We start from the raw sequence: 15,339 nt of genomic DNA, 5'->3' as shown, positions 1-15,339 counted from the left end.
CCTCGTAGCGGAGCTACTAGGGCTTTTGTCCGGTGCGGCGAGAGTGCGTGCCGGGCGTCGCGACGCCGCGGAGATCCATCAGAAGGGCCCTAAGGGCTGTCCCGTAATCCCCGCGACCGGGGCGCCTCAGCCGGAGAGCACGTCGAGCAGGCGGTCGACGTCGGCGGGGGTGTTGTAGAGGTGGAAGGACGCGCGCAGGTTGCCCGCGCGATCGGACACCTGGATGCCGGCGGCGGCCAACTCCGCTCGGCGGAAGCCGAGTCCGGGCACCGAGACGATCGCCGAGCCGGGGGCCGGGAGAGGCTGGTGGCCGATACCGGCGAGACCGGAGCGGAAGCGGTCGGCGAGAGCGAGGTCGTGGGCGTGAATGGCGTCCACGCCGAGTTCCTCGACGAGTTCGAGCGAGGTGCGCAGACCGGTGTAGGTGAAAAGGGCGGGGCTGACGTCGAACCGGCGTGCGCTGTGGGCGAGTTCGGCGACGGGGCCGTAACAGCTGTCCCAGGGCCTCTCGGCGGCGACCCAGCCGGCCAGCGTCGGGGTCAGGCCGCCGAAGTCCTCGGGGACGACGAGGAAGGCCGCACCGTGCGGGCCGAGCAGCCACTTGTAGGTGATGGAGACGGTGAAGTCGTAGGCGCCGGCGTCGAACGGCAGCCAGCCCGCGGCCTGCGAGAAGTCGACGTACGTCCGCGCGCCGTGGTCACGGGCCGCCGCGCGCAGGGCGGGCAGGTCGGCGATACGGCCGTCGGCGGACTGGGCCGCACTGACCGCGACGAGCGCGGTGCCCGGGCGGACGGACTCGGCGAGCCGCTCCAGGGGCACCGCGCGCACCTTGAGGTCGCCGCGGACATGGAACGGGTTGAGGACCGACGCGAAGTCGTCCTCGGCGGTGAGGACCTCCGCCCCGGCGGGCAGCGATGCGGCGATCAGACCGGTCTGCGCGGCGGCCGAGGGGCCGACCGCGACCCGCTCCACGGGCACCCCGGCCAGCCGGGCGAAGGCGGCGCGGGCGGTCTCCACGTCCTGGTGGAGGGAGTCCAGCGGACGGCCCTCGGCCCGCATCGCCACCGCCTCCCGCAGGGCGGCGACGGTACGGGCCGGGAGCAGACCGCTGCTCGCGGTGTTGAGGAAGGTGTTCTTCGGGGCGAACTCGGCACGGACGAGGGTCTCGAAGGTCGTCTCCATGGCTCCACTGTGCGGCCGGGAGAAGTCGCAGTCCATTGCGAATCGATGAGCGGATCCCCTAAGCGATGCTTATAGGTCCGCCCCCACCTGCGCTTCTCAGTTCTGCGGCACCGCGCAGCCGTCCGGACCGCAGGCCTCGGCGCCGCCGTCGTCGATCAGCTTCAGCGGGGAACGGTCGCCCCAGGCCCGGGTGAGCGCCTGTGCGAAGACCTCGGCGGGCTGGGCTCCGGAGACACCGTAGGCGCGGTCGAGGACGAAGAAGGGCACGCCGTTCGCGCCGAGCTCGGCGGCCTCGCGCTCGTCGGCGCGGACCTCGTCGGCGTAGGCGGCCGGGTCGGCGAGCACCTCGCGGGCGGCGCCGGCGTCCAGACCGGCCTCGACGGCGAGCTCCACGAGGCGCTCGTCGCCCTCGGTGAAGAGGGACCGCTCCTCGGCGAAGTTCGCCCGGTACAGGATCTGGATCAGCTCGTCCTGCCGGCCGTGCTCCTTCGCGAAGTGCAGCAGGCGGTGCATGTCGAAGGTGTTGCCGTGATCGCGGTCCCGGGTGCGGTAGCCGAGGCCCTCGGCGGCGGCCTGCGCGCCCAGGTTCTCCTCGCCGGCCTGGGCCTGCGCCTCGCTCATGCCGTACTTCCTGGTGAGCATCCTGATCACCGGCTGGACATCGCCCTTGGCGCGACCCGGGTCCAGCTCGAAGGAGCGGTGCACGACCTCGACCTGGTCGCGGTGCGGGAAGGTCTCGAGCGCCTTCTCGAAGCGGGCCTTGCCCACGTAGCACCAGGGGCAGGCGATGTCGCTCCAGATCTCGACGCGCATGTCTCGGCTCTCTCCAGCTCGTAAGGGTACGGAGACGTCCTCCGGCTGGTGCGTGAACGTTCAAGCGGTCGGGTTCATTCCCCGCGCTCCGCTCCGCCCGCCTCCCCGTTCACCGAGTACCTGAGCCAGAGATGGTGATCGTCCGCGGCGGGCGGGTTCTCCGGGTCCGGGTACCAGCCCTGACGCGCGTAGAAGGCCTGGGCCCGTTGGTTGTCGACATGGACGTCGAGGACGGCGTGGCGGCGGCCGTCCGCCCGCCACTGCTCCACGCAGGCGTCGTGCAGGGCCGTGCCGATGCCGGCCCGCCAGTGGTCGGGGTCGACGTGGAACTGGAACAGCTTGACCGTCTCCGCGGCCTCGCCCTCCGGGGTGCGGAAGGAGGCGAGGCCCACGATCCGCCCCTGCTCGACGACACACAGCACATGGCCTTCGGGCCGGGCGATCGCCGCGCTCCAGACGGCGAGCCAGTCGGTGCCGTCCTGGGGGATCCCGTCGGGGTAGTAGGTCGCCCTGGCGCGCGCGTGCAGCGCCACGACGGCCTCCGCCTCCGCGGGCACGGCGGTGCGGATCACTCGGCTCGGGGTGCGGCGTTCTCCGATCATGCAAGGGAGGACGGGGAGACCGCCGACACGGTTCCCCGTCCTTGCCCGGACGGCCCTAACAGACGAAGTTCCGGTGGTCGGTGCTCCTGCTCAGCCGGCAGCTGCTGCCCAGGGGATCACCGTACCGGTCACGGAAGGTGAGATTCCAGGTGGTGCCGCCCCAGCGGAGGTCTCCGTAGCCGTAGATCCCCAGGCCTCCGGGAGCCAGCAGCTTGGTCACCGACTCGTTGACCTGCTGCGGCGGTGTGCCGATGGACTGCAGCTCGACGTTGTTGTCGATCGGGCCGTTGTCCAGAGGGCCGCCCGAGTTGCCGAAGGTCAGCTGGGGCGGGCGGGTGCTGTCGAAGTCGATCTTCTGGGCGAGGTGGAGGTGGCCCGAGAGCACCATGCGCACCTTGCCCTGCAGCTGATGCAACTGGGTGTCGGCGACGGCCCCGTCGAGGACCTGCGTCGCCCAGGTGACCGCGCCCGGGTTCTGCCCGGCCGCCTTCACCATCCACAGCGGCTTGTGCGTGACCACGAAGACGTCGCCGGGGGCCTGCGCCGCGGCCCGGTTCACGGTATTGAACTGCGTGGTCCAGGTGCCCTGGTGCGCTGTGTCTCCGTCGTCGCCGGGGTCGGCGAGCGAGGAGTCCACGTTGGCGATGGTCAGCGCGCCGGCCCGGATCATCGCGGGCCCGCTGAACAGGCTGCAGCTCTCGTTGGAGCGCAGCCGGTCGGCGAGGTAGCGGAACCACGCGCCGCCCGCGCCGCCCGTCTGGCTCATGTTGCAGTCCTCGTGATTGCCCCGGGTCAACAGGACGGGGGCCGTGGCCAGCAGCCGTTCGGCGGGCCTGAAGAAGTCCGCGACCACACAGGCCCAGCTGGCCCTGTCGGAGAAGTCCCTACAGCCCGGGTTCGCCGCCTTGTCGTTCGCCCTGCCGGGGTCCTCCCGGTAGAGGTAGTCGCCGACGTGGATCACGAGATCCGGCTTCGTCCGGTCGACGACACTTTTCGCGATCTGCTTGAACGGCCAGCGGTTCACACAGTCCTGGGCCGGCTGGTTCATGTCCGTGGGGAGCGAGCAGCCGGTGTCGCCGATCACGCCGATCCTGGCGGGACGGGTGCCCAAGGTCCACTTCGGCAGCGGCAGCTGACCGGACGACGGGTGCAGACGGGCCGCCTGTACCGACACCAGCGTCGCGGCGGAGGCCGTGAGAGGCACCTCGGCCTGGCAGACGGTGGTCGGGAACTGTGACGTCGTCGAAGGCGTGCTCATCCGGGTCAGGGGGTCCGTGTGCGAGCTTGCCTGGTAGGTGTACTTCACGCTGGGGCAGGAATGGCTGGAGTCCGTGGAGACGTATCGGACCTGGGTGCCGTCGCTGGTCAGCTGGGTCCAGGCCCAGGCCTCGCCGTCCAGCGCCGAACCGGGCGGCGGAGCCGTCGGCCCCGGCGGCGGTGAGTCCCCGTACCCGTACCCGGGCACGGGCTCCGGGGAAGCCGCGCCGGCCGGGACCGCCGCGGCCAGCACACCCGCCACGGCGAGGGCGACGATTCGATGTCTCATGCTCATGTACCTCCGTCCACGTGCCCCGGACACCGGCGTACGTCATCGCCTGACGGGCACACCTGGAATCGTCGGCACCGCTTCGGGAGCGCGCACCACGACACCGGCGAACGGCCTACACGGGCGCCCGGCGGTGTTCGGGTGCGGACGGGGTGACGTATCCCGTCAGCTGCCGTCCCTGAGGTCGTCCGGCCAGCAGTCCCGGAACTCGATGTGGTCGTACGTCACCACACAGCCCTCCCCCATCGGGGACTGGGTCATGAAGCCGACCAGGGCGGCGCCGGTCTCCTGCTCGCCGCCCAGGGTGAACAGCCGGACGAAGGTCCAGCGCTCGCCGTCGCGGGAGGCGTGGAAGGCGAAGGCGCGGCCGGTGCGGCTCACCCTGAGCCAGACCGAACTTCCCTCCACGGTGAAGGAGTTGGCGTCGTCGGAGTGTCCGCGGGTGACGACCGTGCAGACGGTGGCGATGTCCGGGGAGTACTCGAGGCAGAGCTTGGCCCAGGCGCGTTCGCCGACGTGGACGTACAACACACCCGCGTCGAAGGCCTTGTTGAAGCCTACGGTGACCCGCGCGATCAGCTGGAAGTCCCCTTCGGGGGCCCCGAGCAGCCGGGGCGCGTCGGCGGCGGGCTCCAGCCCCTCCCCGGTGGGCGGCACGAACCGGTCCTGCCGGGGCCCCGCCCATCCGGTGAGCACCCCGTCCTCGTAGGACCAGTGCCCGTCGGGCCCGTAGGTGCGCAGCGGGAAGGGGAGTCCGGGAAGCTTCACGTCCATGCCATGAGTTTCCCAGGCTCCCCTTCCGGCGTCCGCACTCGGGGGGTCAGCGCTCCAGGTGGTTGTTGAAGCGGCGGGGCAGGCCGAGCGGGTTGTCGTCGCGCAGCTCCGGCGGCAGCAGGGCCGCGGGGGTGCCCTGGTAGGCCACGGGCCGCAGCCAGCGCTCGATGGCCGTACCGCCCACCGAGGTGGAGGTGGAGGTGGTGGCCGGGTAGGGGCCGCCGTGGTGCTGGGCGGGCGCGACCGCGACACCGGTCGGCCAGCCGTTGACCAGGACCCGGCCCGCCAGCGGGGTCAGCTCGGCGAGGATCTCCCCGCCGCGCCCCTGCCCGGCGGCCTCCTCCTCGGAGAGCTGCACGGTCGCCGTGAGGTTGCCGGGCAGCCTCGACAGCACCGCCCCGACCTCGCCGTCGTCCTCGTAGCGGGCGACGACGGTGACCGGTCCGAAGCACTCCTCGAGGAGCAGGTCGTGCGGGCCCTCGGCGGCCAGCCGGGCGGCCGGCACGGTCAGGAAGCCCGCGCTGACGGTGTGCTCGCCGCCCGCGCCGGGCGTCACCGGGGAATCGACCTCGGGCAGCGCGGTCCGCTCGGCGACCCCGGCGATGAAGTTGTCGCGCATCCGGTGGTCGAGCAGGACGCCCGCCTCGGTGTCGCTGACCGCGTCCGTCAGGGACTTGAGCAGGCCGTCACCGGCCGCGCCGGACGGGACGAGCACCAGGCCCGGCTTCACGCAGAACTGGCCGACGCCCATCGTCATGGACCCGGCGAGCCCGGCGCCGATGGCCTCCGCGCGTTCGGCGGCGGCCGCCTCGGTGACCACGACGGGGTTCAGCGAGCCGAGCTCGCCGTGGAAGGGGATCGGCACCGGCCGGGCCGCCGCGGCGTCGAACAGCGCGCGCCCGCCCCGGATGGAGCCGGTGAAGCCGGCCGCGGCGACCAGCGGGTGCTTGATCAGCTCGACGCCCGCCTCGAAGCCGTGCACGAGACCGAGGACGTCCACGGGGATGCCGTGCGCGACGGCGGCCGTCCGCAGCACCTTGGCGACCAGCTCGGACAGCGCCGGGTGGTCGGGGTGGGACTTGACGACCACCGGGTTGCCGGCCGCCAGCGCGCTCGCGGTGTCGCCGCCGGCGACGGAGAAGGCGAAGGGGAAGTTGGACGCCGAGTAGACGGCGACCACACCCAGCGGCACCTTGTAGCGGCGCAGGTCCGGGACGGGCGGCGTGGCGTCGCTGTCGGGGTGGTTGATGACGACGTCGAGGAAGGCGCCCTCCTCGACGATGCCGGCGAACGAGCGCAGCTGGTAGCAGGTGCGGGCCAGCTCGCCGTTCAGCCGGACCGGGCCGAGCGCGGTCTCGGCGTCCGCGACCTCGACCAGGTGTTCCTTGGCCGCCTCCAGCTTCTCGGCGGCGGTGCGCAGGAAGGCGGCGCGGACGGTCCGGTCGGCGAGCGAGCCGCGGGCGGCGTGCGCGGCACGGACGACGGTGTCCACCTCCTGGGCCGTGGCCTCCACCGCAACCTGTTCACGCTGCTTCCCGGTTCGGGGGTCGACACTCCAGACTGGTGCTGCTGCCACCGCGGGTCCCTCCACGCTTGCTACTGGCCACGTTCGGTACTGGCTCATCCACTGGCTCATGCACTCGCTCATCCACCAGGGGTGTTCGATATACTGAACACCGTCTCTCATGGTGAATATGCTGTTGGAGACTATATCTTCAGCTTCTCGTCGAACGAAGGGGTCACAGGCGATGTCGGCTGGCGAGACGGGGGGCGGGGCGCAGGTCAAGTCCGCGGTGCGGACGGTTGAGCTGCTCGAATACTTCGCCGGCCGCCCCGGTATGCACTCCCTCGCAGCGGTCCAGGAGGCCGTCGGATACCCCAAGTCGAGCCTGTACATGCTGCTGCGCACGCTGGTGGAACTGGGCTGGGTGGAGACGGACGCGACGGGCACACGGTACGGCATCGGGGTGCGGGCGCTGCTCGTCGGCACCTCCTACATCGACGGCGACGAGGTGGTCGCGGCGGCCCGCCCGACCCTGGACCGGCTCTCGGACGACACCACCGAGACCATCCACCTCGCCCGCCTCGACGGCACGAACGTGGTGTACCTCGCCACCCGCCAGTCCCAGCACTATCTGCGCCCCTTCACCCGGGTCGGCCGCCGGCTGCCCGCCCACTCCACCTCGCTGGGCAAGGCGCTGCTGAGCACCTACACCGACGAGCAGGTCCGCAAGATGCTCCCGGAGACCCTGCCGGCGCTCACCGAGCACACCATCACCGACCGCGAGAAGCTCATCGGGGAACTGCACCAAGTGCGCGAGCAGGGCTTCGCCGTGGACCGCGAGGAGAACACCCTCGGCCTGCGCTGCTTCGGGGTGGCGATCCCGTACCGCACGCCGGCCCGGGACGCGATCAGCTGCTCGGTGCCGGTGGCCCGGCTGACCCCGGCGCACGAACAGCTGGTGAAGGACGCCCTGTTCGACGCACGGGACCGGCTGACGCTGGCGACCCGCCGGCTCTGAGGCGTGCGGACGTAGGCTCGGGCCATGCGGATCGACCTGCGCCACGTCCACGACAGCGATCTGCCGGTGTTCTACCGGCAGCTGAACGACCCCGAGGCCCTGCGGATGGCCGCCTTCACCCCGAAGGATCCGGCCGACCGGGACGCCTTCGACGCCCACTGGAGCAGAATCCGCGCCTCGTCCGCGGAGCTGCGCACGATCCTTGCCGACGGGGACGTCGTCGGCAGCACGGCGGTGTACGGGGAGCCGGGCGAGCGTGAGGTGACGTACTGGGTCGACCGGGCGTACTGGGGCAAGGGCATCGCCACGGCGGCGCTGCGTGCCCTGCTGGCCGAGGTCCGGGAGCGTCCCCTCTACGCACGGGCGGCGGCCGACAACGCCGGTTCCCTCCGGGTCCTGGAGAAGTGCGGCTTCAAGGTGACCGCACGGACGGTCGGGTACGCGCACGCGCGCGGCGAGGAGATCGACGAGGTCGTGCTGCGCCTGGAGACCTGAACGGGTCCCGGATGAACGTACGGTGAGAAAGATGAGAAAGCGGGCGGACGGGAACGATCCGCCTCCGCCCGTTCGTCTTTCCGTTCGCCATGAACAAGACGATCAGGCGGGTATCGGTCTTCTCGCTGCTGCTCGTGTTCGCCCTGCTGATCCGGGCGAACTGGGTGCAGTTCTACGAAGGCCGGGCGCTCGCGGACGACAGCGACAACCGGCGCAACGCGATAGAGACGTACTCGGAGCCGCTGGGGAACATCATCGTGGCCGGAAAGGCGATCACCGGCTCGGCCGCCACCTCGGGCGGTGACCTCAGGTACAAACGCACGTACACGAACGGCAGGCTGTACGCGGCGGTGACGGGCTACGCCTCGCAGGCCTACGCGCCCACCCAGCTGGAGGGCATCTACGCCGACCTGCTCAACGGCACGGACACCCGGCTGAAGACCGTGATGGACACGGTCACCGACCAGCGCGCCGACCCGGGTGATGTGATCACGACGATCGATCCGGACGTGCAGAAGGCGGCGTACGACGCGCTCGGCGACAAGAAGGGCGCGGCCGTCGCGATCGACCCGAAGACCGGCAAGATCCTGGCCGTCGTCTCGACCCCGTCCTACGACCCCTCGAAGCTTACCGACGCCAACACGGCGGGTACGGCCTGGAAGGAGCTGAACGCCGACTCCGACAAGCCGCTCGTCAACCGCGCGCTGCGGCAGCCGCTGGCGCCGGGCTCGACCTTCAAGCTGGTGGTGGCGGCGGCCGCGCTGGAGGACGGGCTGTACTCGTCGGTCGACGAGAAGACGGACAGCGAGGACCCGTACACCCTGCCGGGCACGCGCACGGTCCTGAAGAACGAGAACACGTCGGCGCCCTGCGAGAACGCCACGATCCGGGTGGCGCTGCAGTACTCCTGCAACAACGTGTTCGCGCACATGGCGGTGCAGCTCGGCCAGGACAAGCTGAAGGCGATGGCCGAGAAGTTCGGCTTCAACGACGACAGTCTGGATGTGCCGGTGCGGGCGTACGCCAGCGTGTACCCCTCCGACATGGACGAGTCGTCCACCGCCCTCACCGGCATCGGCCAGTTCGACGTGACGGCGACGCCGCTGCAGATGGCGATGGTGTCGGCGGCGATCGCCAATGGCGGGGAACTGGTCTCGCCGCACATGGTCGCGCAGGTCACCGACAGCGGCGGCGACGTCCTGAAGGACTACGACGACGACGCGTCGACCGAGCGGATCCTCAGCGCCTCCACCGCCGAGCAGTTGCAGTCGGCGATGCAGACGGTCGTCGAGAAGGGCACCGGCACGAACGCGCTCATCGACGGGGTCACGGTCGGCGGCAAGACGGGCACGGCCCAGAACGGCGAGAACAACAGCAAGGCGCCGTACGCCTGGTTCACCTCGTACGGGAAGTCGGACTCCTCCGGCAAGGAGGTCGCCGTGGCGGTGGTCGTGGAGCAGTCGGACGCGGCCCGCTCCGAGGTCAGCGGAAACGGACTGGCCGCCCCCGTCGCCAAGGCGATGATGGAGGCGGCCCTGAAGAACTAGACCGTCAGGTCAGGTCACTTCACTCCGAGAAGCTGCTCGACCGGGTCGATCGCGAAGTACACCAGGAAGAGTGCCGACGTCACCCACAGCAGCCAGTTGACCTCCTTGGCCTTGCCGAGGACCGTCTTGATCAGGACGTAGGCCACGAAGCCCGCGCCGATGCCGTTGGTGATCGAGTAGGTGAAGGGCATCACGGCGATGGTGAGGAACGCCGGAATGGCGATCTCGTACTTCTCCCAGTCGATGTTCTTGACCTGCGTCATCATCAGGAATCCGACGGCGATCAGGGCCGGGGCCGCCGCCTGGAGGGGGACGATCGTCAGGACCGGGGTCAGGAACAGGGCGAGCGCGAAGAGGCCGCCGGTGACGAGGTTGGAGAAGCCGGTGCGCGAGCCCTCGCCGACACCGGCCGCGGACTCGATGTAGGCGGTCGCGGAGGACGCGGAGGACGCACCGCCCGCCACCGCCGCCGCGCCGTCGATCAGCAGCACGCGGCCCAGGTGGGGCACCTTGCCCTCCTCGTCGAGGAGTCCGGCCTCCGCGCTGATGCCGACGACCGTGCCCATGGTGTCGAAGAAGTCGGACAGCAGGAGGGTGAAGACCAGCAGGACGACGGTCACGGCGCTGGTCTCGCCGAAGCCGCCGAACAGGCTGAAGTGGCCGATCAGTCCGAAGTCGGGCGTGTCGACGAGCTTGTCGGGCCAGGACGGTGTGGTCAGGCCCCAGGACCTGATGTCGGCGATCGAGTTGATCACGATCGCGAGCAGGGTCATGGTCACGATGCTGATCAGGATCGCGCCCTTGACCTTGCGGGCGAGCAGCGCGACGGTCAGCAGCACACCGAGGCAGAAGACCAGCACCGGCCAGCCGGAGAGGGTGCCGGTGCCGCCGAGCTGGACCGGGACGGTGGTGCCCGCGACGTCGGGGATACGGCTGACGAAACCGGCGTCGACGAAGCCGATGAAGGCGATGAACATGCCGATGCCGACGCTGATCGCCTGCTTCAACCCCTGCGGGATGGCGTGCATGACGGCCTCGCGCAGACCGGTCACCACGAGGACGCAGATCAGCAGGCCCTCGAGGACGATCAGGCCCATCGCGTCGTCCCAGCTCATCAGCGGGGCGATCTGGAAGGCGACGACCGCGTTGAGGCCGAGGCCCGCGGCGAGCGCGAGCGGCAGGTTGCCGCCGACGCCCATGATGATCGTCATCACCGCGGCCACCAGGGCGGTGGCGGTGGCGAGTTGGACGCCGTCGAGGGTGTGCCCGAACTTGTCCTTCCCGCTGCCGAGGATGATGGGATTCAGGACAAGAATGTATGCCATCGTGAAGAACGTGGCGAAGCCGCCGCGTATCTCCCGGCCGAAGGTGGACCCCCGTTCGGAGATTCTGAAGTATCTGTCCACGCTGTTCACGTGCAACTCCTTGCTGCCTGAATCATCGGGTGCGGATGCAGGCTGGATTGTCCCCTCGTCGAACCGTGCTCAGGTTTTCGCCGTGTTACGGAATCGGGCTCCCGCGCGACCCCCGCGCGCCACATGATGTTCGAACCCCCGTACCAATCCAAGAGTTGGACCACTGCTACGCTTCCGGATCTCGTCCCAGGGCACCCAGGGACATCCCCAGGTCATTCACCTGACACGCACAGCCGGCACCCCCCGCCGGTGCAGAGAACCGCACCGAGAAGAGGTCACCCGTGGGCACAGTCGTGGACGACGACGCCTCCGTGGAGTTCCATGCCTTCTTCGACCGCCACTACGCCGAACTGTCCCGCCTGGCCCACCTGCTGACAGGTGAGGCGGACGCGGCCGACGATCTCGCGGCGGACGCGCTGCTCGCCCTGTGGAACCGCTGGGACCGGGTGCGCGCGGCCGACCATCCGGTGGCGTACGCCCGGGGCGTCGTGGCCAACCTGGCCCGCACCCGGATCCGCAGCGCCGTCCGCGAGCGGCGCAGGATCGCCCTGTTCTGGTCGCAGCGCGAGGAGAAGACGGAGAACCCCGACGTCGCCGGCGTCGTGGACGTCCAGTCCGCACTGCGTAGACTCCCCTTCCGCAAGCGGGCCTGTGTGGTGCTCCGGCACGCCTTCGACCTCTCGGAGAAGGACACCGCGCTCGCCCTGGGCGTCTCGGTCGGTACCGTGAAGAGCCAGACATCCAAGGGAATGGCCGAGCTGCAGAAGCTGCTCGGCGCGCAAGGAGCTCCGTTTAAGGTGCATGCGATGGCCCGCACCGTCGAGGCCTCGGGAAGGGACCGATGACGATGCAGCGGGACGTGCACGACGAACTGCGCGCCCGGCTGCACGAAGCGGCCGAGGCGCACGAGCCGGACCGGGCGCGCATGCTCGCCCGGATCGAACGCGGCATGGCGGGCGAGGGCCAGGACGCGGACCGCCGTGACCACCGGGCGACGCGCCCGCCGGTCTGGGGCTGGGTCAGGATCGTGGGCGCCACGACCGCGGTCGCGGGCATGCTCGCGGTCGGCGGTTACGCGGTGGCGTCGGCGGTGAAGGACGACACGCCGTCGCCGCAGACGGTCGCCGCCTCCTCGCCGCCGGTGGAGTCGCCGGACGCGACGAGCCGGCCACCGGCCTCGCCGAAGGCCACACCGAGTTCCGGCTCCGGCGGCGGCACCGGGGAACCGGCGAAGCCCAGCGGCTCCCCGACGCCCTCCACCACGTCGACGCCTTCCGCGCCGGCCGCCGCCCTGCTGCCGGGCACCGACGACGATGACGACGGGCCGCTCTGGTCGGACGGCTCCGTGGATCCGCACAGCAACGACTTCTGGGCGCAGAGCAACATCACGTTGCGGGCGAAGCAGGAGGTCACCGCGCTCACCGTGCAGCTGAGGATCGCTCAGACCGGCGGGGTGTCCTCGGCCGGCGCCTGGCGCTCGCTGCCCGAGGACGACTTCACGCTCACGGTCACCGAGCAGGACGGATTCCTGGTCTACACCTTCGTGCTCAAGGAGGGCCGTACGGTCCCCGCGGGCGAGTGGGTGTTCGCCGGACAGTACGACCATGACCGCGGAGGCAGGGACGCCTCGGGCGACAGCTACGTCATCACGGGCGAGTCGGACGGCAAGGCCCGCATCCTGGGCGGCGACTTCGCCGCCCACGACGGGGACGCCGGCGACTCGTAGCGGCTCGCGGAGAAAACTTCCGAAACAGCGGCAACCCTTTCCTCGCCGGCGGCGACGACACAGCGCAAGAGTCACCAGCCACTGAGGAATCGGTACATGACTGCTTCAGCAGAACCGCGTGTCCGGCACCGCCGCAAGGTCACCAAGCGGCGGGCGCTGATCGCGGGCTCCACCGCCCTGGGCATCACCGGCGCGGCGATCGTCACCACGACGCTGCTGTCCTCGGCGGGCGCCGCGACCGCCTGGCCGACGGCCGCCGGCAGCAAGGCCGTCTCCTCGACGATCAAGGTGTCGGGCACCTACGACGGCAAGCTGAAGAAGTTCTACGGCAAGGGCGCGCTCGGCACCTCCGACCAGGACGAGTCGCAGGGCGCGATCTTCGAGCTGGCCGACGGCGCGGTCCTGAAGAACGTGATCATCGGTACCCCGGCCGCGGACGGCGTCCACTGCAAGGGCTCCTGCACCCTGCAGAACGTGTGGTGGCTGGACGTCGGTGAGGACGCGGCCAGCTTCAAGGGCAAGTCGTCCTCGGCCGTGTACAAGGTCATCGGCGGTGGCGCGAAGAACGCCGCCGACAAGGTGCTGCAGTTCAACGGCGCCGGCAAGCTCACCGTGACCGGCTTCCGGGTGGAGAAATCCGGCAAGCTGGTGCGCTCCTGCGGCAACTGCAAGACGCAGTACAAGCGCACGATCGTGCTGAGCGACATCGACGTCGTGGCGCCCCTGAAGGCGATCGTCGGCGTCAACGCCAACTACGGCGACACGGCCACGCTGTCGAAGATCCGCATCCAGGGCGACCCCGGGAAGAAGGTCAGGATCTGCGTGCGCTTCAAGGGCAACGACACCGGCAAGGAGCCGACCGAGATCGGTACGGGTGCGGACGGAACCACCTGCAAGTTCTCGTCATCTGCCCTCACATACAAGTAAGTGAACTTTCAAAGAGCCACGGAGTACGCCCCTTGAGCACGCACAAGAGACGACCCCTCACGCGCCGACGTGTGCTCGGGGCCTCCGCGATCGGAGTCGCCGCCACCGGCGCAGCCGTCGCGGGCGGTACCGGCCTCCTGTCGTCCGCGTCCGCGGCGGCCTTCGGCTACAAGGACGACGGCAGGAACTACGTCGTCGACACCGGAGCCTCCCTGGTCTTCAAGGTCTCCAAGACCACCGGCGACCTCACCTCCCTCGTCTACAAGGGCAAGGAGTACGAGGGCTACGGCGGCAAGCACTCGCACGTCGAGTCCGGCCTCGGCGCCTCCACGGTCACCGTCGAACAGTCCGGCCCGACCGTCCTGATCAAGGTCGTGCACGGCGCGATCACCCAGTGGTACGCGGCCCGCAGCGGCCAGAACAACGTCTACCTCTGGACCGACAAGGCGGACGCCTCCTTCACCGCGACCCGCTACATCGTCCGCCTCGCGCCCGGCATGTTCCCCAACACCGGCTCCGACTCCTGGATCGAGGCCTCCGACACGATCATCGAGGCCGGGGACGTCTGGAAGCGCGCCGACGGCACCACCCACTCCAAGCACTACTCGGGCAAGCGCACGATCGACTACGACCACATCGGCTTCACCACGGGTTCGGTCGGCCTGTACCTGGTCCGCTCCAACCACGAGAAGGCCTCCGGTGGCCCCTTCTACCGCTCCCTGCTGCGCCACTCCAACGACAAGGGCGCGGGCCTCTACGAGATCCTGCACTACAACGAGGCCCAGACAGAGGCGGAACGTTTCGGCTTGCAGGGCCCGTACGTCCTGGCCTTCACCGATGGCGGTACGCCCTCCTCCTCCCTCTTCCACGACAGGCTGGACACCTCCTGGGTGGACGGCCTCGGCATCACCGGCTGGGTCGGCGGGGCGGGCCGCGGCAAGGTGGCCGGCGTGGGCCTGAAGGGCATGGACGCGAAGTACCCCTACACCGTCGGCTTCGCCAACAAGGACGCCCAGTACTGGGCGAAGGCGGCGGCCGGTACCGGCGCGTTCTCGTGCAAGGGGATGCTGCCGGGGACATACACCTTGACGGTCCACAAGGGCGAACTCGCCGTACTGACCCAGGAGGTGAAGGTGACCGCGGGCGCCACGACGAGCCTGCACACCCTCTCGATCACCGGCGACCCGTCCACCGCCAAGACCCTCTGGCGGCTCGGCGACTGGGACGGCACCCCCGGCGAGTTCAAGAACGCCGAGCTCATGACGTACGCCCATCCGTCCGACGCCCGCGCCGCCAAGTGGACCGGCAATGTCACGATCGGCAGCGGTGACGCGGCCAAGTCCTTCCCCGCGTACGTCTGGAAGGACGTCAACGACGGCATCCTGATCTACTTCAGGCTGACGAAGGAGCAGGCGGCGGCCGCCCATACCCTCCGGGTCGGCGTCACGGACGCCTTCGCGAACGGCCGCCCGCGCGTGACGGTGAACGACTGGGTGTCCGCGGTCCCCGCGGCCGTCACCCAGCCCTCGACCCGATCCCTCACGACGGGGTCGTACCGGGGCAACAACCACACGTTCACGTACAACGTCCCGGCGAGCGCCTGGAAGACCGACGCCTCCCAGTACAACGTCCTGAAGCTCACCATCGTGAGCGGCTCGAGCGGCACGGCGTATCTGAGCCCGGGCACGTCCTTCGACTGCATCGACTTGCTGGCCTGAGCCCCTCTCCGGTCAGCAGAAGGAACGCCCCCGCGGTGAGACCGGCGGGGGCGTTTCCTTGTCGCAAGCCCA

At 70.0% G+C, this 15,339-nt stretch carries 14 protein-coding genes; 7 read left to right on the top strand and 7 right to left on the bottom strand.

Going from position 1 to position 15,339, the window contains the following annotated elements; translation table 11 throughout:
• Nucleotides 1-126 precede the first annotated feature (126 nt).
• From ABT057_RS36845 to ABT057_RS36820, 6 genes are all read right to left on the bottom strand, one after another.
• The gene (locus ABT057_RS36845) at nt 127-1,182 is read right to left on the bottom strand and encodes an aminotransferase class V-fold PLP-dependent enzyme (protein ID WP_352348241.1); all 1,056 of its coding nucleotides are present in this window, start codon (nt 1,180-1,182) and stop codon (nt 127-129) included.
• A 96-nt stretch (nt 1,183-1,278) separates the two neighbouring features.
• Nucleotides 1,279-1,995, bottom strand: coding sequence for a DsbA family oxidoreductase (locus ABT057_RS36840; protein ID WP_352348240.1), 717 nt, complete (start codon nt 1,993-1,995; stop codon nt 1,279-1,281).
• A gap of 74 nt (nt 1,996-2,069) precedes the next feature.
• Complete coding sequence (locus ABT057_RS36835; protein WP_352348239.1) at nt 2,070-2,597, bottom strand: GNAT family N-acetyltransferase; 528 nt, start codon at nt 2,595-2,597, stop codon at nt 2,070-2,072.
• A 55-nt stretch (nt 2,598-2,652) separates the two neighbouring features.
• Nucleotides 2,653-4,143, bottom strand: a complete 1,491-nt coding sequence (locus ABT057_RS36830) for a metallophosphoesterase family protein (RefSeq protein ID WP_352348238.1) — start codon at nt 4,141-4,143, stop codon at nt 2,653-2,655.
• Between the two features lie 165 nt (nt 4,144-4,308).
• Nucleotides 4,309-4,917, bottom strand: a complete 609-nt coding sequence (locus ABT057_RS36825) for a DUF1349 domain-containing protein (RefSeq protein ID WP_352348237.1) — start codon at nt 4,915-4,917, stop codon at nt 4,309-4,311.
• A 46-nt stretch (nt 4,918-4,963) separates the two neighbouring features.
• Nucleotides 4,964-6,493 (bottom strand): aldehyde dehydrogenase (NADP(+)), encoded by a 1,530-nt coding sequence (locus tag ABT057_RS36820; protein WP_352348236.1) that lies wholly within the window; start codon nt 6,491-6,493, stop codon nt 4,964-4,966.
• Between the two features lie 172 nt (nt 6,494-6,665).
• Here ABT057_RS36820 and ABT057_RS36815 point away from each other — a divergent pair, with 172 nt between their 5' ends.
• The 3 genes from ABT057_RS36815 to ABT057_RS36805 all read left to right on the top strand — a co-directional run bounded on the left by ABT057_RS36815 (nt 6,666) and on the right by ABT057_RS36805 (nt 9,481).
• Entirely contained in the window at nt 6,666-7,439 is a 774-nt protein-coding gene (locus ABT057_RS36815; RefSeq protein WP_352348235.1) for an IclR family transcriptional regulator, read from the top strand.
• 24 nt (nt 7,440-7,463) lie between these two features.
• A complete protein-coding gene (locus tag ABT057_RS36810; RefSeq protein ID WP_352348234.1) occupies nt 7,464-7,934 on the top strand; it encodes a GNAT family N-acetyltransferase in 471 nt (156 codons plus the stop codon).
• 89 nt (nt 7,935-8,023) lie between these two features.
• On the top strand, nt 8,024-9,481 hold the full coding sequence (locus ABT057_RS36805) for a peptidoglycan D,D-transpeptidase FtsI family protein (protein ID WP_352348233.1): 1,458 nt from the start codon (nt 8,024-8,026) through the stop codon (nt 9,479-9,481).
• Nucleotides 9,482-9,495: 14 nt separating this feature from the next.
• On the opposite strand, the gene ABT057_RS36800 is transcribed toward ABT057_RS36805, so the two are convergent.
• Entirely contained in the window at nt 9,496-10,896 is a 1,401-nt protein-coding gene (locus ABT057_RS36800) for an NCS2 family permease (RefSeq protein WP_352348232.1), read from the bottom strand.
• Nucleotides 10,897-11,177: 281 nt separating this feature from the next.
• On the opposite strand from ABT057_RS36800, the gene ABT057_RS36795 reads away from it, so the two are divergent.
• From ABT057_RS36795 to ABT057_RS36780, 4 genes are all read left to right on the top strand, one after another.
• A complete protein-coding gene (locus ABT057_RS36795; protein WP_352348231.1) occupies nt 11,178-11,741 on the top strand; it encodes a SigE family RNA polymerase sigma factor in 564 nt (187 codons plus the stop codon).
• A complete protein-coding gene (locus ABT057_RS36790; RefSeq protein WP_352348230.1) occupies nt 11,738-12,622 on the top strand; it encodes a hypothetical protein in 885 nt (294 codons plus the stop codon). Before ABT057_RS36795 ends, ABT057_RS36790 begins: the two co-directional genes overlap by 4 nt.
• Nucleotides 12,623-12,718: 96 nt before the next feature.
• A complete protein-coding gene (locus ABT057_RS36785) occupies nt 12,719-13,549 on the top strand; it encodes a pectate lyase (protein ID WP_352348229.1) in 831 nt (276 codons plus the stop codon).
• 32 nt (nt 13,550-13,581) lie between these two features.
• Nucleotides 13,582-15,267, top strand: a complete 1,686-nt coding sequence (locus tag ABT057_RS36780) for a rhamnogalacturonan lyase B N-terminal domain-containing protein (RefSeq protein WP_352348228.1) — start codon at nt 13,582-13,584, stop codon at nt 15,265-15,267.
• The last annotated feature ends 72 nt before the right edge of the window (nt 15,268-15,339 follow it).

This window comes from Streptomyces sp. NPDC002588 (assembly GCF_040295925.1).
In the GTDB taxonomy this organism is placed as follows: Bacteria; Actinomycetota; Actinomycetes; order Streptomycetales; family Streptomycetaceae; genus Streptomyces.
Note: the sequence above shows the minus strand (reverse complement) of the source record. Positions and strands in the feature narration are given on the sequence as shown.